Source organism: Fibrella aquatica, from assembly GCF_041321135.1.
GTDB classification, from domain to species: Bacteria; Bacteroidota; Bacteroidia; order Cytophagales; family Spirosomataceae; genus Fibrella; species Fibrella aquatica.
In genome coordinates this window covers 129,453-144,628 of sequence record NZ_JBGGWF010000001.1, presented here as the reverse complement: position 1 = coordinate 144,628, position 15,176 = coordinate 129,453, and the positions used below count along the sequence as shown (strand labels likewise).

11 protein-coding genes are annotated in these 15,176 nt (G+C 52.8%); 4 read left to right on the top strand and 7 right to left on the bottom strand.

Annotated elements, in window-relative coordinates; all coding sequences use genetic code 11:
- Window positions 1-66 precede the first annotated feature (66 nt).
- Together ACAW87_RS00505 and ACAW87_RS00500 are read right to left on the bottom strand one after the other, a co-directional pair.
- Window positions 67-2,451, bottom strand: coding sequence for an ABC transporter permease (locus ACAW87_RS00505; RefSeq protein WP_370721187.1), 2,385 nt, complete (start codon window positions 2,449-2,451; stop codon window positions 67-69).
- Between the two features lie 77 nt (window positions 2,452-2,528).
- Window positions 2,529-4,937 (bottom strand): FtsX-like permease family protein, encoded by a 2,409-nt coding sequence (locus ACAW87_RS00500; protein WP_370721186.1) that lies wholly within the window; start codon window positions 4,935-4,937, stop codon window positions 2,529-2,531.
- Between the two features lie 324 nt (window positions 4,938-5,261).
- On the opposite strand from ACAW87_RS00500, the gene ypfJ reads away from it, so the two are divergent.
- Window positions 5,262-6,122 carry a KPN_02809 family neutral zinc metallopeptidase gene (gene ypfJ, locus ACAW87_RS00495; RefSeq protein WP_370721185.1) on the top strand — a complete coding sequence of 287 codons (861 nt, stop codon included), beginning with the start codon at window positions 5,262-5,264 and terminating at the stop codon, window positions 6,120-6,122.
- Window positions 6,123-6,239: 117 nt separating this feature from the next.
- Here ypfJ and lpdA read toward each other — a convergent pair whose 3' ends face one another.
- From lpdA to ACAW87_RS00470, 5 genes are all read right to left on the bottom strand, one after another.
- The gene (lpdA, locus tag ACAW87_RS00490; RefSeq protein WP_370721184.1) at window positions 6,240-7,643 is read right to left on the bottom strand and encodes a dihydrolipoyl dehydrogenase; all 1,404 of its coding nucleotides are present in this window, start codon (window positions 7,641-7,643) and stop codon (window positions 6,240-6,242) included.
- 84 nt (window positions 7,644-7,727) lie between these two features.
- Window positions 7,728-7,955 carry a DUF4177 domain-containing protein gene (locus ACAW87_RS00485; RefSeq protein WP_370721183.1) on the bottom strand — a complete coding sequence of 76 codons (228 nt, stop codon included), beginning with the start codon at window positions 7,953-7,955 and terminating at the stop codon, window positions 7,728-7,730.
- Window positions 7,948-8,178, bottom strand: coding sequence for a DUF4177 domain-containing protein (locus tag ACAW87_RS00480; protein ID WP_370721182.1), 231 nt, complete (start codon window positions 8,176-8,178; stop codon window positions 7,948-7,950). The genes ACAW87_RS00485 and ACAW87_RS00480 overlap by 8 nt, the downstream gene beginning before the upstream one ends.
- Window positions 8,179-8,298: 120 nt before the next feature.
- Entirely contained in the window at window positions 8,299-9,945 is a 1,647-nt protein-coding gene (gene odhB, locus ACAW87_RS00475) for a 2-oxoglutarate dehydrogenase complex dihydrolipoyllysine-residue succinyltransferase (RefSeq protein ID WP_370721181.1), read from the bottom strand.
- A gap of 8 nt (window positions 9,946-9,953) precedes the next feature.
- Window positions 9,954-12,731: a 2-oxoglutarate dehydrogenase E1 component gene (locus tag ACAW87_RS00470; RefSeq protein ID WP_370721180.1), complete on the bottom strand. Its 2,778-nt coding sequence runs from the start codon at window positions 12,729-12,731 to the stop codon at window positions 9,954-9,956.
- Between the two features lie 329 nt (window positions 12,732-13,060).
- On the opposite strand from ACAW87_RS00470, the gene ACAW87_RS00465 reads away from it, so the two are divergent.
- Genes ACAW87_RS00465 through ACAW87_RS00455 form a run of 3 tightly spaced genes read left to right on the top strand, consistent with a single transcriptional unit; the run spans window position 13,061 to window position 15,146 of the window.
- Window positions 13,061-13,393, top strand: a complete 333-nt coding sequence (locus ACAW87_RS00465; RefSeq protein ID WP_370721179.1) for a PKD domain-containing protein — start codon at window positions 13,061-13,063, stop codon at window positions 13,391-13,393.
- 23 nt (window positions 13,394-13,416) lie between these two features.
- Window positions 13,417-14,256, top strand: a complete 840-nt coding sequence (locus ACAW87_RS00460; protein WP_370721178.1) for a hypothetical protein — start codon at window positions 13,417-13,419, stop codon at window positions 14,254-14,256.
- Between the two features lie 8 nt (window positions 14,257-14,264).
- On the top strand, window positions 14,265-15,146 hold the full coding sequence (locus ACAW87_RS00455) for a hypothetical protein (protein WP_370721177.1): 882 nt from the start codon (window positions 14,265-14,267) through the stop codon (window positions 15,144-15,146).
- The last annotated feature ends 30 nt before the right edge of the window (window positions 15,147-15,176 follow it).

Sequence of the window (15,176 nt, the reverse complement as noted above, 5' to 3'; positions counted from 1 at the left end):
CCGAAGCTCCAGCTTCGGTAGTTAAAGCAATCAATGACTACCGAAGCTGGAGCTTCGGCGCTACAGTTACTCGCTCCGTAAACTCTTCACCGGGTTCATCAGCGCGGCTTTTACGCTTTGGAAACTGACCGTTATCAGGGCGATCGTTACGGCCAACGTACCTGACAGGGCAAACACCCACCACTCGATATCAATCTTATAGGCGAAACTTTCCAGCCATTTATTCATAGCGTACCAGGCCAACGGTGCGGCAATGATGATAGCAATCAAGACTAGTTTCAGGAAGTCTTTTGAGAGCAGCGTAACGATACTGGCCACACTGGCACCCAATACCTTCCGAACGCCAATCTCTTTCGTCCGCACCTCGGCAGCGTAAGCCGCCAGTCCGAAAAGGCCGAGGCAGGAAATTAGGATGGCGAGAACCGTGAAGGTGAGCAGAACCTGTCCCTGCTTTTGTTCGGCTTTGTACTGCTGCGAGAAGTTTTCGTCCAGAAAATGAAAAGTAACCTCGGCCGAAGGGTCGAACGTGCGGTAGACCGCTTTGATATACGCCAGCGCCTCGGCCGTTTTGGCGGGCTGGATGCGAACGTACAAATTATCTCTTTCCCAGGGAGCGGGCATTTGCAACACCATCGGTTCAATCTTGTGCTGGAGCGAGTAGGTGTGGAAGTCGCTCACAACGCCCACCACCTGTGCTTCAGCGGTTTGGTCTTTCCCCAGATAGTATTTAACGCGCCTGCCAATGGGTTCTTTCCAGCCCATTTGCTTCACCAGCGATTCGTTCACCAGCACGGCGCCCATTCGATCGCTGACGGCATCAGTAAAATTGCGACCCTTCACCAATTTAACCTGCAACGTACCCAGGTAGTCAGCGTCGACCGAAAAGGTCTGCACAAGCTGCGTAGATGCAGACATGACTCCGTTCTGCTCGAAAAACATACCGTTGGTGCCGATGTTATTGTTGCCAATGGGGTTACTGGCGGCCGCTACGTCTTCGATCAGTGGGCTTTTTCGCAGCTCATTTTTCAGGGCCTGAATCTGGGTACGTACCGAGTCACCATCCAGGTGAAACGTGAGTACCTGCTCTTTGTTGAAACCCAGGTTTTTGGTGGTCACGTAGCCCATCTGCCGATAGATTACCCACGAGCAACTGATCAGTGCCACAGCCGCTACAAACTGAAACACAACCAGTGCCTGCTGAAATTGCCCACCGGTTGAGTAAGCCGCCAGCCGCCCTTTCAGCGCCATTACCGGCCGAAAATCGGATAAGAGCAGAGCCGGATACAAGCCACTCGCCAGCCCAAGCAACACCGTAAACCCAGCCAGGGTCGTAGCCGTTGTGAGCAGACCGTATTCACTAATAAGGAGGTTTTTACCCGCCAACTCGTTGAATAGCGGCAGAAAAAGGGTGGCCAGTACCATGCCCACACTGCCAGCCAGAAAAGCCATCAGCATCGATTCGGTCAGGAACTGGCTGATGAGCTGCCCACGGCGCGACCCAATGGCTTTCCTGACGCCCACCTCCCGGGTACGGGCAATGGCCCGAACGGTATACAGATTGACGTAGTTGATACCAGCAATCAGCAGGATCAGGAAGGCAACGACGGCGAACGTGTAAATGGTGCTGAGCGTACCATTCGGACTAATTTCATAATCCAGATGCGACTGTAGGTGAATCGACGTCAGCGGCTGAAGCTCCATCCGGTAGGTTACATCACCCATCTCTTTTTTGATGTACTTCTCGAAAAAACCGGGTAGTTTGGCTTCCAGTGCTTTAGGGTTCGTGCCCTTGGTCAACAGCAGGTACGTGTATAGCTCGAAGTTCTGCCAGCCATTGGTGTAATTGGCCGGCAGCGACCGGAGCGCGCTGAATTGCAGATGAGAGGTAGTAGGTACGTTGTCAATAACGCCCGTCACCCTGTTGGGAAAGTGATTCGAGAACTCAACCGTTTGCCCAACGGCGTTGGCCGCACTGCCAAACAGCTTTTCGGCCAGGTTTTTCGTGATAACGATACACTGAGGCTGCGCCAGCGCCGTTGCCGGATCGCCGTACAGAAATGGGAACGAAAACACGTCGAACACAGACTGGTCGGCGAACATAATATCGTCGACGGTCAGCTTCTCGTCTTTGTAGGTGATCTGTCCCCCACCCTCGGGTTGAATCCTGACCGTTTTTTCAACGTCCGGATAGTCGTTCTTCAAGGCGGCTGCGTAAGGGGCTGAGGTAGGTGCCAATTGCAGGTTTCCACCTGGCCAGTTGGCGTAATGTACCACGCGCACGATACGGTCGGCATTGGCATGAAACCGGTCGTAGCTCAGTTCATGGATGATATATAGGCTCATCAGCCCAACAGCGGCCATGCCAACGCCCATGCCAACAATGTTTAACGCACTGAACAGGCGATTTTTCCACAATTTGCGGAAAGCTATTTTGATGTAAGACTGGAGCATAACCGTAGCACCGAAGCTCCAGCTTCGGTAGTTAAAGCAACTAATGACTACCGAAGCTGGAGCTTCGGCGCTACACATTATTCACTTCGTAAACTCTTCACCGGATTGACCAGCGCGGCTTTCACGCTCTGATAACTAACCGTCAGCAGCGCGACCAGTACGGTGACAACCAGGGCGATTATAAAAATGGAGGGGCCCAGATCGATGCGGTATTCGAATGAGGTCAGCCACTGGTTCATTACCCACCAGGCAGCCGGTGCTGCCAGCAGGAACGCAACAGCGATCAGGCGGGCAAACTCCCGGTTAAACAGCCACAGAATACTGCCCACACTGGCACCCAACACTTTCCGCACACCAATCTCTTTATTACGTTGTGTTACCATGAACAGCACCAGCCCGTAAAGGCCCATACAGCCAATCAGCAAGGCGACGCCCGCAAAGAAATTGACCAGTTTGCCCATCGTCTGCTCTTCCTGGTAACGCTCCTGAATCTGATCATCCACAAACTGATGCTCGAAATAACTGTCGGGATACACCTGATTATAAGCCGCCTCCAGTTGACTGATCACCCGTTGGTAATTGGCCGTAGTCAGTTGCAGGTTTGCACCGAAATACCCCTTTGCGTACGTGCTAAAAAACGAAGGGCCAATGGCAGTGGTCAGGTCATTCTGATTAAAGTCCTTCAACACGCCTACAATTTCCATCGGTGCAGATCCGCCCTTGTGAATCTGCTTGCCCAGCACCTGCGCCGGGTCACGGAAGCCCAACTTACGCACCATGGCTTCGTTGACCAGCGCCTCACGCATCGTATCAGAAGGGTTCAGGTTACGACCGGCAACCAGTTTCAGGCCAAAAAGCGGCACGTATTTATCGTCGATCCAGGCTTGTTGCGGGCCGAATTTTTCCGATTCGGGCCGTGTGTCGAACCGAATGGTTGTCTGACTCACCCAGCCCGATTGGGGCGCTCCGCTCATCGAGTAGCTAAAGCCAGCTACGTCGGGTATGGCGGTTGCCAGATTACGGAACGTAGTCATTTTACTCAGATCCTGTTCGGGCACAAACGGCAACCGCACCGTCAGTAACGCCTCTTTTTTGAACCCCAGGTCTTTGGTTTGGATGAAATGCAACTGACTAGCCACCACTACAAGCCCAATAATCAGTATTTGCGAAATGGCAAACTGAGCAACCACTAATCCCCTGCGAACGGTAAACCCGCCCGCCTGCCGGGTTGTGATCTTCCCCGCCAGCGCCACCACCGGCCGGAAACCCGCCAGCACCATAGCCGGATAAGCGCCCGCCAGCACAATGACACCAATGATCAGCAACGCCAGCCACCCCAGCACCGACGGCGAGAAGTAGAACGTAAACTTGAACGCACCATTCAGGTACGTTTGTGCCAGTTGTAGTCCGTAGGTGAAGATACTAAGTGCCACGACCATCGCCAGCAAAACGATCAGTGCTGTTTCGCCCATGAACTGGCCAAGCAGTTGATTCTGCGTGCTGCCCAGCACTTTCCGTACGCCAACTTCCCGCGAGCGGTTCATGGCTTGCGCCGTGGCCAGGTTTACAAAGTTGATGCTGGCCGTAATGACCAGAAACAGGCCAATGATGAACAGCGACAGAATCAGGTTTTTGCTGATGCCGTTATAGTCGGTGGCAAAGTGGAGATCGCTTAGCGGTGTAATGGGGTAACGCGTGGTCTTAACGTTGTCGGGGTTGTGCTTTTTCAGGAACGCGGGCAGGTCACGGTTCCAGTTAGCCACCGTGTACCGGTCGTTCAGGGCCACAAAGCAGTGGGTGCTGCTGTTGGTGTTGGTGAAACTCTCGTTGAATGACCGCCCGTAGAAATCTTTCAGCGAAGCCCGCGACCCAATAAGCTCATAGGCATAATCGGTATTATCATCGTAGTCGGAAAATACGCCAACAACCCGGGCTCGGGTACGTCCGTCCAGCTTCACTTGTTTGCCCAGCGCGTTCGTGGTGCCAAAATACTTAATGGCTAGCCTGGCACTCAGGGTCAACGTACCTGGCTGATTTAAGTCGGCAGGGCCACCCGCCAGCCAGTTGTAATCGAAGATCTGAAAATACGATGGGTCCGTAAAGGCCGCTTTGGATGAACTCTCCTTGAATTTCTTGTCGATCGTCGACGTACCTGAACCCGTTGGAACAATCACCATCGGTTCTTCCCACTCTTCGATCATCGCCAGATGCTCAATCTCCGGGTGGTCGGTTTTCACGGCCTGCCCAAACGTTTCGGGAACGCCGGGCGTGAAGAAGTCACCATCGGGTGTTTTGAAAGCCGAGGTGAACTGGTAAATCCGGTCGTACTTACTATGGTGGGTGTCGGTCCGGTAATGGTAGCGCACCAGCGCAAAGAGCAACAGGGCGCAACCAATGCCCAGGCCCAGGCCCGCCACATTAATAAACGCATAGAGTCGGTTACGACGGAGGGTACGAAAGGCGATGGTCAGGTAAGATCGAAGCATAAGAGGGATTTGTTGAGCGTCAGGCTGAATCGTGGTTCAACACCTGTGTTAAGTCAACTGCCGTGCCACGCCGCAAAAAGGCTATTTTCGAGCTAAAAACAGACTTTTCACCCACAATCTATGTCCGAAAATGGACAAGTCGCTGTCCGGTTCTGTTGGGGTTAGTCCTCTCTGCCAATTTACTTTTCAGACGTTGCTAAGCAGCTCTTCAGAACAGCTAGCCGCAACTTTTCGCCGATTCGTTAAACATTTTACCGGTAGAAACGGTAAGCTTGCAGTGTTAAACAGAATCAAACACAGTACCTTTTTTCAAAACTCAATACTATGCGCTGGTTAGGTGGACGCGAAAGCGATAACGTTGAAGATCGTCGGGGTGGCGGCGGAGGTGGCATGGTCGTTGGCGGCGGCATTGGCACCGTTGTCATCGCCATCGTGATTTATCTGCTCGGCGGCGACCCGTCACAGGTTCTCAATAGCGGCGGCGAAGGACAGGCCGTTTCGCAACAAGCCCCGGCCGGCCCACAAGCCGATGACGAGGCAGCCAAATTCACCCGCGTTGTGCTGGGCTACACCGAGGATGTCTGGACGAAAGTAATGGCCGATGAAGGACAACAGTACACCCAACCCGTGCTTGTTTTGTTCCGTGGTCAGACCCAGTCAGGCTGCGGAGCAGCCTCGGCAGCGTCTGGCCCGTTTTACTGCCCCGGCGACAAAAAACTCTACATCGATCTGTCGTTCTACGACGAATTACAGCAACGGTTCAACGCCCCCGGCGATTTTGCTATGGCCTATGTAGTCGCTCACGAAATCGGGCATCATATTCAGGATCAGTGGGGTATTTTGAACAAGGTGCATCAGGTACAGGCTCGGATGAGTGAAACCGAGGGAAATCGCCTGTCTGTCCGGCTTGAGTTGCAAGCCGATTTTCTGGCTGGTGTATGGGCGCACCACGCACAGAAGCAGTTTAAAATTTTGCAGGAAGGAGACATCGAAGAAGCTCTGAACGCAGCCAGTGCTATTGGCGACGATAACATCCAAAAGTCAACACAAGGCTACGTCACGCCCGAAGGATTCACCCACGGAACGGCCGCCCAACGTGCCTACTGGTTCAAAAAAGGCTTCGAAACCGGCGACATCAACCAGGGCGATACGTTTAATAGCCGCGAAGACGCGAGGTTGCAATGAAAGGGAAAAAAGGAGGAAGGGGAGAACGGAGGAGAGGGATTGCTGACGCAAGAGCAACTACGCTGGCGTCAGCAATCCCTTTCCTCCGTTCTCCCCTTCCTCCTTTCCTCCCTTCTTTTACATATTAATCGCCCGGTTATCTGTGGCGACCAGACAGGCTTCTTTCAGGGCTTCGGTATAGGTCGGGTGCGCGTGTGACATCCGGCTCACGTCTTCGGCAGAGGCGCGGAACTCCATCGCTACCACTGCTTCGGCAATGATATCGGCAGCGCGGGGGCCAATGATGTGTACGCCCAGAATCTCGTCGGTCTCTTTGTGGGCCAACACTTTCACCAGCCCGTCAACGTCCATCGACGCCCGGGCACGGCCGAGCGCTTTGAACGGGAACGTACCCAGCTTATACGGAATCCCTTTCTCTTTTACTTCTTCTTCGGTGAAACCAACGGCCGCTACTTCAGGCCACGTATACACTACGTTTGGAATGAGGCGGTAGTTGATGTGCGGCTTCTGACCGGCAATGGTTTCGGCAATAAATACGCCTTCTTCCTCTGCCTTGTGCGCCAGCATAGCACCCCGAATCACATCGCCCAACGCGAAAATGTGTGATACGTTCGTGCGCAGGTGATCATCGACATTGATCTTTCCGCGGTCATCGGCGGCAAGTCCGGCCGCTTCCAGATTCAGTCCGTCGGTATAGGGTTTACGACCTACACACACCAGACAATAGTCGCCGGTCAGGGTCATCTGTTCTCCTTTCGGGGTATCGATGCTGACCACGACCTCATCGCCGGTGTTCTCTACTTTGGTTACTTTATGCTTGAAGTAGAAATCGGCACCCAGCTTTTTCACGGCTTTCTGCAACTCCTTCCCCATTGTCTTATCCATGGTCGGAATCATCGAATCGGCAAACTCGATGAACGACACTTTGGCTCCCAGACGGGCGTAAACGGATCCCAGTTCGGCACCAATCACACCGGCACCGATGATGATCATATGCTTGGGGATTTCGGTCAGTTTCAGGGCTTCGGTACTAGTAATCACCCGCTTTTTGTCGAGTGGCATCGACGGGAACGACATAGGTTTAGAGCCTGTCGCAATCACGATGTTTTTACCCGTAATGGTTTCGTCGCCGCTACCATCGGTCTTAGCAATCTTCACCGTGTTGGCATCCACAAACGAGCCGACACCATAAAACGTGTCGATCTTGTTCTTCTTCATCAGGTACACAATACCCTTTGTCGTCTGATCAACTACGTCCTGTTTACGGGCAATCATCTGCGGCAGGTCTACCGCGAGGTGGTCCAGTTTAATGCCGTGCTCGGCGAAGGTATGGCTGGCATTGAAATAATGCTCCGACGAGTCGAGCAATGCTTTTGAGGGAATACAGCCTACGTTGAGGCAGGTTCCGCCCAGGGTAGCGTATTTCTCGATGATGGCTGTTTTCAGCCCTAATTGCGCGCACCGGATAGCGCCCGTATAGCCGCCCGGCCCCGAGCCGATGACGATAACGTCGTATTGCATAGTATAAGTTTTATTAACTCGTCAACAGTTGTCATAAGCAGAAGGACAACTTCTGCTTTGCTACTAGTGTAACAGTAAGGAATCTTAATTGGTGGCAAAATCACCACTGGACTGATCCTCCTTCGGCCGCTTGAACACAACGACAATACTTGAGGTAGACGCGCCGCTATCGAAAATACCAATACTCTTCGCTTCGATCGACTCCATACCGACCAGTTCCCAGCCGTGGTCACCAAGTTCGTTCAGCTTATCATGAAATTCGCTCAACTCACTGACGCGAAGATCAAAGGAGAGATATTCCCACTTAATCATTGCTGTAGAATCGTTTGAAGAAGTAAAGCAATTCGATACCGACCGAGCTATTGCCCAACTGCACACAGCTGACCAGTTCCCAGTCCTGCTCGCCCTGTTCGTTCAGAATATCTTCCACCACTTCGGAAGGAATCATCGGACTTTCGGCAGCATCGTCGTTGCGAAACATCGACTGTGACTGCGCCATCACCTTCGTTTTCAGTGTTTTATATTCCCAGGGCATGATATGAAAAGAGTTAAGAATTAAGAATTAAGAGTTAAGAGTTGCTACGCCAGATTACCGTATGAAGCTTCAGCAGAGCAACTCTTAATTCTTAATTCCTAATTCTTAACTCCCTTAAGTTTAGACTTCCAGTAAAATACGTGTTGGGTCTTCGAGGAGCTGCTTTACGCGCACCAGGAAGCTTACTGATTCTTTGCCGTCGATGATGCGGTGATCGTAGCTGAGGGCCACGTACATGATCGGACGGATAACAATTTCACCGTTCACCACCACCGGCCGCTCAACGATGTTGTGCATACCCAGAATGGCAGACTGCGGTGCGTTAATGATCGGTGTCGACAGCATAGAGCCGAACGTACCGCCGTTGGTGATCGTGAACGTACCGCCCTGCATCTGCTCGATGGTCAGTTTGTTGTCACGCGCCAAACCAGCCAGCCGAACGATTTCTTTCTCGATCTGCGAGAAGCTCATCTGCTCGGCGTTCCGGATAACAGGCACTACCAGACCGCGATCCGACGAAACGGCGATCGAAATATCGCAGTAATCGTTGAATACCATCTGATCACCGTCGATCATGGCGTTCACCGCCGGGAACTCACGCAGGGCCATGCAGATGGCTTTGGTGAAGAACGACATGAAGCCAAGGCCAACCGCGTGCTTGTCTTTGAACTTGTCTTTGTATTTGCCGCGCAGATCCATGATTGGCTTCATGTCTACCTCGTTGAAGGTAGTCAGCATGGCCGTTTCATTTTTCACCGCTACCAGACGACGGGCAATCGTTTTCCGCAACGACGTCATTTTCTCACGACGCTGTGTACGAGCGCCAGGGGCAGCAGCCTGAGGCGCGGGGCTTGGGGCAGCCGCTGGCTTTGCAGCAGCGGGGGCTGGTGCTGGGGTAACAGGAGCTGGAGCCGCTTGCGGAGCCGGAGCAGACGCTTTCACAGCATCTTCTTTCGTGATCCGGCCTTCTACGCCCGTACCCTGAACCTGTGAAGCCTCGACGCCTTTTTCAGCCAGAATCTTGGCCGCGGCTGGCGATGGATGATTAGCCGCGTAACTAGCCGATCCGTTGGTACTTCCGTTTTGAGCAGCGGCGGGCTGGGCTGGTGCAGCGGGAGCGGCCGGGGCAGGTGCCGACGCACCGGCACCAACTTCAATTCGGGCGATGGTAGCACCAATGGCCAGCGTATCGCCTGCCTGAGCTACAATGCGCAACGTACCTGCGGCTTCAGCGGGCAGTTCAAACGTAGCTTTATCTGATTCTAGTTCGCAAAGCGTTTCGTCCATCGCCACGGTGTCGCCATCCTGCTTGTTCCAGGCGGCAATGGTCACCTCGGTGATCGATTCGCCAACTGACGGAATCTTCACCTCAATGGTGCTGGCAGAAGCGGGCGCTGACGGAGCGGCAGCGGGTTCTGCTACTGGCTGTACGGCTGGTGTTGGCTCAGGAGCTGGCGCTTCAGCTTTAGGTGCTTCGGCAGGTTGTGCTGCCGGAGCAGGCGCTGCCGGTGCAGCGTCAGCCGACGAACCTACGCCTTCGATGGTGCAGATAGTTGCCCCGATAGGCAACACATCGCCGGCCTGCGCCATAATGTGCAACGTACCTTCTGCCTCGGCGGGCAATTCAAAAGAGGCTTTGTCTGAATCGAGGGTACACAGCACCTCATCGAGTTTCACCACATCGCCTTCTTTCTTCAACCATTCTCCCACCGTTACTTCGGTGATGGATTCACCCACAGCGGGGACTTTAATTTCGATAGCAGTCATTTTCGGGTCTATTCAAATGCTTTTTGAACTAATGCGGCCTGCTCTTGGGTGTGAAGTTTGGCAAAACCGGTAGCGGGTGATGAAGCCGATTCGCGACCAACGTACCTGAGCGACTGTGCCCCGGTAAACCGTTCGCGGAACCGACGCAGCATGAACGAGAAACAACCCATGTTCTCAGGTTCTTCCTGTACCCACACAATCTCCGGCTTCTTGTACTTCGCCAGTTCAGCATCGAGCTGTTTCATTGGCAACGGATACAACTGCTCCATACGAATAATGGCCACGTCGTCCCGTTTGTCAGCCTGTTGCTTGTCAAGCAGGTCGTAATACACTTTACCGGTGCAAAGTAACACACGCTTAACCTTTTTCGGGTCGGCAAACGAATCGCCAATTACTTCTAGGAACGTACCTGAGGCCAACTCATCGATCGACGAGATTGCCTGTGGATGACGCAACAGCGATTTTGGCGACATGATCACCATCGGCTTGCGGAATTCCCAGGCCAACTGCCGACGCATGGCGTGGAAAATATTGGCCGGTGTAGTGATGTTAGCCACCACAATGTTATTCTCTGCACACAATTGCAGGAAGCGTTCCGGACGGGCATTCGAGTGCTCAGGGCCTTGTCCTTCGTAACCATGTGGTAACAGCATAACCAGGCTGTTCTGAATGCCCCATTTCGATTCGCCCGCCGTCACAAACTGGTCGATGATGACCTGTGCACCGTTGGCGAAATCACCGAACTGCGCTTCCCAGATAACCAGGGCGTGCGGCGCAGCCATGGCGTAGCCATATTCAAAACCCAATACACCAAACTCAGAAAGGTGCGAGTTGTAGATCTGAATCGGAAGCTGATCTTTCTCGATGTTATTGATAGGCGTATACAGCGCGTTGTTGGTCGAGTCGTGCAACACAGCATGACGGTGCGAGAACGTACCCCGCTGCACATCCTGCCCACTCAAACGCACCACTTTGTTTTCGAGCAGAATTGACCCATAAGCCATTTGCTCAGCTACCGACCAGTTCACCATCCGGGTGTCGAACACCATCTTCTTGCGATCGGCCAGTAATTTGTCGATCTGCTTCAACGGCTTGAACCCTTCAGGAATGGTCGACAGCGCCGTGCCAATCTTCTCCAGTGTTTCAATGGCCACGCCCGTTTGCGGCGACTGATCGAAATCAACAGGTTCGGCATAGCGCAGTTCGGCCCACTGCTGATCGAGACGAAGCGGCTTGTAGGGTAAACCCGGCTTTTGCTTCACCTGATCCAAACGATCCTGCAATACCTTCTTAAACTCAGCATCCATGCTCGCGGCAAGAGCAGCATCCAGATCACCCCGCTCGATCAGCAACTTGCTGTACATCTCGCGCGGATTGATATGCTTCTCGATCGCCGAATACATGGTCGGCTGCGTAAACTTCGGCTCATCTGACTCGTTATGGCCGTAACGACGGTAGCAGACCATGTCGATAAACACGTCACGCTTAAACATCTCGCGGAACTCCACGGCCAGTTTAGCGCAAAAAATCACCGCCTCCGGATCATCGCCGTTGACGTGAAAAATCGGCGCGTCGATGATCTTAGCTACGTCTGAACAATAGATCGACGAACGGGCATCGTCGAAATCGGTGGTGAAGCCAACCTGGTTATTAATCACAAAGTGCAACGTACCCCCGGTTTTATAACCGGCGAGTTTGGCCATTTGTGTTACTTCATACACAACTCCCTGACCGGCCACGGCGGCATCGCCATGAATCAGGATCGGCATAATTTTGGTAAAATCACCTTTATACTCTTCGTCGGCCTGTGCCCGCACAAAGCCTTCAACCACGGGGTTTACGGCTTCGAGGTGCGACGGGTTGGGAGCCAGCTTCACACTGATCTCTTTGCCGTTTGGCGTTTTGGTCAGGCTGGTGTAGCCCAGGTGATATTTTACGTCACCATCGCCATGAACCTGCGTGGGTACGCTTCCTTCAAACCCGTCGAAAATTGACTCGTAGGACTTACCCAGAATGTTGGTCAGCACGTTCAGGCGACCGCGGTGGGCCATACCGATCATCACTTCCTCAACACCCACATCGGCCGCGCGGCTGATAATGGCGTCAAGAGCGGCAATCGTTGTTTCGCCCCCTTCGAGCGAGAAGCGCTTTTGGCCTAAGTATTTTGTGTGCAGGAAATTCTCGAAGATCGATGCTTCGTTGAGTTTTTCCAGAATACGCTTTTTCTCATCGGGTGTTGGGCTGAATGTCAGCGCCTCTTTCTCGATTTTGTTGCGCAACCAGTTCTTCACATCGATTTCGCGAATGTACATGTACTCGAAGCCAATGCGGCCCGCGTAGATGGTTTCCAGCGATTCCATGATTTTGCGAAGCGTAGCCGCACCGATACCGAGCAGGTTACCCGACTCAAAAACCGTATCCAGATCGGCTTCCGACAAGGCATAATCGGCCAGGCCGAGGCGTGGATTACGGTCTTTACGCGGACCAATCGGGTTGGTTTTAGCCAGTAAATGGCCCCGTGACCGATATGCCTTGATGAGACTGGCTACCGATACCTCTTTTTCGCTGTGTTTAGCATCAACGGGTGCCTTTTTGGCTTCTCCGTTCGTAGTGGCTCCATTTCCTTTGGCCGACTCTGTTTGCTCACCGTAGGCAAGCGAAAAGTCAAATCCTTTAAAAAACTGCTGCCAACTGGAATCTACCGACGCGGGGTCTTGCTTATACGACTGGTAAAGTTGGTCGATATAAGCCGCATCGGAATTGGCTACATATGAATACTGATCCATGATTGGTTTCAACGCACTGTTTGGCCGACAAAGGTAAGGTAAACCCTATGAACGGGGGTGAAAACTTCCTGATTTTATCCTATTTAGCGATCTAACGACCAACTATACATACAACTGACTTTCAGGTTATCCGGTTACTGACAATAATCCCGCCATGTCGGGTAGTTCCAGAGCCTTACCTCTTCTTCTACCGACAAACAATCATGGCGTAATAGTTGCAGTCACTACAGCAATCACCGTCTATAAAAAGACACCCCCGCCCGAAGATGATGTACTGACTAGGGGGTTTCTGCGTTATTGCTGTACTTTGCTGCGTATCTTTTGTTTATATGAAAACAGCCTTTATACTCCTGTTATCGGCCATTTTGCTTAGTTGCGAACCGTTTAATCTGGAACGAATCGATTTTAGTAACTGTGTAACACCAACGGCAACCGTAGGAGCAACCGTTGCAAAGCTGCAGGTTAACCTCTTTGTCGACAAGCCGATTGGCGACGTAAATACTGTTACATGGACGTTTGGCGACGGGCGGGGACTACCGCAAACCGGTAATACCGTTACCTACTTATACGACCGGCCGGGTAGCTATACGGTGTCGATGTCGCTGACCAACCGATGTAACCAGACATTCACCGCTACCCGAACTATCACAGTAGCCAATTAACAAATCGCTTTGCTGTCATTCGTATGACCTTTTCTATACAATCCTTTTTGCTGTTTCTGTGTTTGGCTGGTTCAACAGGCAGCCTGCTTGCCCAGGGTCGAGTAAGTAACGTACGCATGCGGGCTATTGATCAACAATCGGTCGAAGTCTTTTATGACCTTCGCAATAGCACGCCTACCGACTCTATTTATGTGCGTCTTCAACGCCGGAATGGCTCGTTCATAGCACCCGAACTGGGAAGCGTCAGCGGCGATCTGGGTACAAACCGTATTGATGGTCGTGAGCAGCGCATTGTCTGGAATTTGCGGCGCAACGGGTTGCTGCTTCGCGAAGAGGTTCGGGCGGTCGTGTTGATCAAACCGGGTGTTTTTCAGGAAACTGCCGCACAGACACCTGTAGAAATAGCCCCATCTATACCCGACGCAACAACTACCGAAATCGACAAGCCCTACCGCGGGCCAGCGTGGGCATTGTTGTCGTTACTGGCACCGGGGGTAGGCAACATCTTTGTTCAGACGCCTAAACCACGGGTTGGTCTTCGGCCTTTGGCCACGGTAGCCGCCTACGGATTACTGATCTACGGGGCCGGGCAACAGGGGGAATCGGCTCAGGCTTACAGAAACTACGAAACGGCAGGCAACGAAGAGGCTGCCGAGCCATTTTACCAAAAAGCCAATGCCGCCAATCAGCGTTACTACGTAGCAACGCGGGCCGCCGCCGCCATTTGGGTTACCGATATTACACTGACGCTTATTCGTGGTTTTCGCAATCAGCGAGATGAAAAACAGGGTGTTCAACCGCTTTCCTACCACCTCAATTACCAGGCCAACACGCCCGTAGCCGTGTTGCGGTACACTTTCTAATCAGCCTTATGCGTTATTTTTTCTTCTCCATCAGTTTGCTGCTTCCTGCTTTGGGCCTTGGCCAAACCCAGTCACCAGCCGTCACTTCGTCGGCCAGCGAATGGGTAACGCTTACGATCACGGCTAAAGACACAATGGCTACGGTAGCCAAAGCCAAATCAACCGCCAAACCAGTGAAGCCGAAGCCTGGTGCAACGTCGGCAACAGCCAGTAAAACCACGGTAGCCACTTCCACAATGGCCACTACCGATACAAAACCAGCGGCTAAAAACGCCGCGACTACATCCCCTTCACGGGCGGCACTGGCTCCAGCCAAACCGGTGACCCGCACGTTTCTGGAACCCTTCACCGATAATCGGAATGGCTGGCTCACGGGTAAACGAAATGGCTTCGATCTGGAAATTGCCAAAGACAGTTATTACATCCGCAAACAGAGTGACGCTATCAGCCGTCCCGGCCGCAGCTACATCAAGCTCCCCGACGACGTGAACCTGAACAAGGCCGACACCTTCACGGTGAGTGTTGAAATGGTGATTCCGCCCACGATCGAAGCTGACGGTGGGTTACTCATTGGCGTGAAAGACACGAGTAATTACTGCCAATTCCGGGTGATCGGCACATCTAAAGTAGCCCTCTACACGCGGGTCAACGGTGTGGCCCAGGCCAACTACATGATGGGTAAACCAACGGCAGCGAAGGTGGCCATTTCGCCTACCCGCAACACGCTAACAATTCGTCGAACGGGCGATCAACTCCATTTTTACGTTAATGGCAAAGAAGTGGAAGATAGCCCCCACCCCTATCGTCCCTTCAAAGGCAACGGTGTTGGCTTCGTCAGTTTCGCCGAAGCCGTCAAGTTCCAGTACCTGACGGTTCAGTTGGGGAAGTGAAGAATTAAGAATGGCTCCGCTGGATATAAC